The following is a 2,824-nucleotide window of genomic DNA, read 5'->3' on the forward strand; positions in this document are numbered from 1 at the left end:
TTTTACATAAAATGAAAAAAAATAAAAAAATAATACAATAAATAAATGATATATATGACAAAAAATATTATAATTAAAGTAGTATAAACTTTATGAAACATAATTATTGTTTCGTGTTATCTATGAGGGGAGTAATTAGTATGAAAAATGAAAATAATGTTGAACTTGTTTCACCTATAGGGGAAACTTGTAAAAGGGTTGATTTAAGAAAGGCTATGGTGCCTATTTGTGATGAGAAATTATCACCATTTGCATCATATGTAGGGGATACACATAAATTAAATAAACCTAAAAAAAATACAACAAAGGTGGAGGCAGACTTTTTACTAGAGAAAGGACATATTGGGGAAATTGAAAAGGCAATTTTATTTACAATAAATCGTCTAGTATTTGCAACATCATTACAGATTACTTATTATCTGAAAAAAAGTGGTTATCAAATAGAGTCAAAAACAGTGGCTAGAAAGCTGACAAGGCTAAAAGAAAAGAGCTTTGTAAGACAGATAGAGTTTGTGTCTGAAAATAGTATTAGTTCGTATAAAGCGTATTATTTAGGATATCATGGGACTGGTTTATTAAGAGCGTTAGACGTAAAAACGTATTCTCAAGGATATGTAAGTGAAATAAAGACATTTAAAATTAAATCTATCTTGGCATCTAATCAATTATTGACTCAAGTTATGAATGATGATTTAGAGTTTGAAGTATCTAAGGTTATAGTAAATGATAATATTAGAGGATGCATAGTTAGACCTCAATCAATTTTAAAATTTAAGGATCATACTTTTTTAGTTGAAGTAGTTAGAAAGACTCCAGATTGGAAGGAGAAACTAAATCAAAAACTATCGAGATATGATGTAGTCTTAGAAAACTACCAAAATCTAAATGTAGAATTTAAAACAAAACCAAAACTTATAATACAAGGTGAGTCTTATGAGCATATGTTTGAAATAATGAAACTATATGAAGAAAATAATTATGAACATATAGATATAATATTTACTTTTGATAGAATATTATTATATCAATTGGAAAATGCATTCTTTGTTATAAGTAAAGACACACATAAAAAAGGTATTTTATCGTTTTTATTTAGAGGGAGAAAGAAGTAGAAAAAAGTAGAAATGGGTAGAAATAAGTAAAAAAATGAATTTTTTTATCTAAAAATCGGGGAAATTGTTATAAATACAAAAATTCAAATATAGTTCATGTAAAATTTACATTAAATTCATATTGGAACTGTATTATTTAAGTATAGAAAGACTAGCTTAATAATTTACTTAAATACCCAGATAATGATAGATTCCCTCACACTCTTTTATCTATCATTATCAATTTGAGCCCTGTACCCTCGTTAATCAGGGCTTTTTTTTTACAGATTTTTAATTAAATAAATTTCTCATTTTTTTCAAATAACTTTAAAAAGGTAAAAAATTCTTATATAATATAAGTATTAATGAGAATTTTATATTTTTTTGTAGATTTATGTATATTTTTAGTATATATTAAAATAATTTGATTTGGAGAGGTGAGATTGTGGAAAGAACATTGATATGTGGAATTTTACTATTTGGAGTATTATTTTTATTAAATACAAAACTTGCTAAAATTTCAAGTAAAAAAATGCCTTTTAAGCTAGGTGTTTTCTTTTCTATTTTAACTCTGCTGTTCTTGGCAGTTGGGGGGATAAATGACCAATTTGGAACTATGTCATTTGTAACTTTTGTTCTTACAATAGGATGCTTTTTCTTAAGTTTTATTCAAGGTATGATAAAAATGTTTAATGGAAAAGGCGATGTAGTTTTAATGTTTTGTCTTTTAGTAATAATATTATGTGAATGCTATATTAAAGTGGATCCATATGGTTCCATTTTATATACAATATTTAAAAAGAACATAGATATACAACAGATAGAAATATACGCTATTATAGGATTTATAATATTTTTATCAACAAAAATATTCGCTGGTATTTTCTTTAAAAAGGACTTAGCTTTTTTAAATAAAAAGAAATTCCAAGTGAAAGATGGAAAAGGGAAATAACTTTATTAAAAGTTTTATACATAAACTAAAAAAGCACTAGTCTAAAAAAGACAGTGCTTTTTATATATTACAATATATTTTATTTAAGAGAAAATACAATAATTATACTTTTTACGTTAATTTAAGCGATATTAAGAATATCATACTTGAATATTATTGGTTTACAAGTATTATATATCTTGTTATTCCAGCCAAATTGAAGAAAAAAGTTAACTTCTAAATCCTTTTCTGTTTTTGATGAATCTATTGCAATTAATGCTTTTGTTATGGTTTTATTAGTATATCCTAGATTCTTTAATGCTTCTGTAATCTCGTTGTCCATATTTTGCATTATAGCCAAAGTATCATCATAATTCTCATCAAATAATGATTTTAAATTAGATATTAAGTGTATAGAACATTGGGTTTGTTCATATAAGAAGTTTATTGAATGAAGGTAGCCCTTATCTCTACTTATTATATAATACTCAATATTTTTTTTAGTATTAGATCCGATTAATAGTCCTAAACAACTTACCAATTGAAAATCAAGACAATTTTTGCCACCAGATTCTATATGTATATTTTTTATAGTGGCTTTTGTTTCTATAGTTTTTATTAAATTGTTATGAAAATTGTGGACAATAGTCTTATCTGTTGTAAAAAGTATTATTAAATCATTTTCATCTAAATAATTAGCTCCTTTTAGTGAACGTATATTTACGTTCTCTGTATCTACTAAAAAAATCTTTTGCATTTTTAATCTCCCTTATTAATTTTTAAAATAATGAGCTCATCTATT

3 protein-coding genes are annotated in these 2,824 nt (G+C 24.8%); 2 read left to right on the forward strand and 1 reads right to left on the reverse strand.

All coding sequences use genetic code 11. The features are described from left to right. Positions 1-140 precede the first annotated feature (140 nt). A complete protein-coding gene (locus I4U58_RS13355; RefSeq protein WP_243269641.1) occupies positions 141-1,112 on the forward strand; it encodes a replication-relaxation family protein in 972 nt (323 codons plus the stop codon). A 424-nt stretch (positions 1,113-1,536) separates the two neighbouring features. Then, the gene (locus I4U58_RS13360; protein WP_195931826.1) at positions 1,537-2,043 is read left to right on the forward strand and encodes a hypothetical protein; all 507 of its coding nucleotides are present in this window, start codon (positions 1,537-1,539) and stop codon (positions 2,041-2,043) included. Positions 2,044-2,164: 121 nt separating this feature from the next. On the opposite strand, the gene I4U58_RS13365 is transcribed toward I4U58_RS13360, so the two are convergent. Continuing rightward, the gene (locus I4U58_RS13365; RefSeq protein ID WP_195931827.1) at positions 2,165-2,779 is read right to left on the reverse strand and encodes a PIN domain-containing protein; all 615 of its coding nucleotides are present in this window, start codon (positions 2,777-2,779) and stop codon (positions 2,165-2,167) included. Between the last annotated feature and the right edge of the window lie 45 nt (positions 2,780-2,824).

This window comes from Clostridium sp. 1001270J_160509_D11, assembly GCF_015667935.1.
Classification (GTDB): Bacteria; Bacillota; Clostridia; order Peptostreptococcales; family Peptostreptococcaceae; genus Intestinibacter.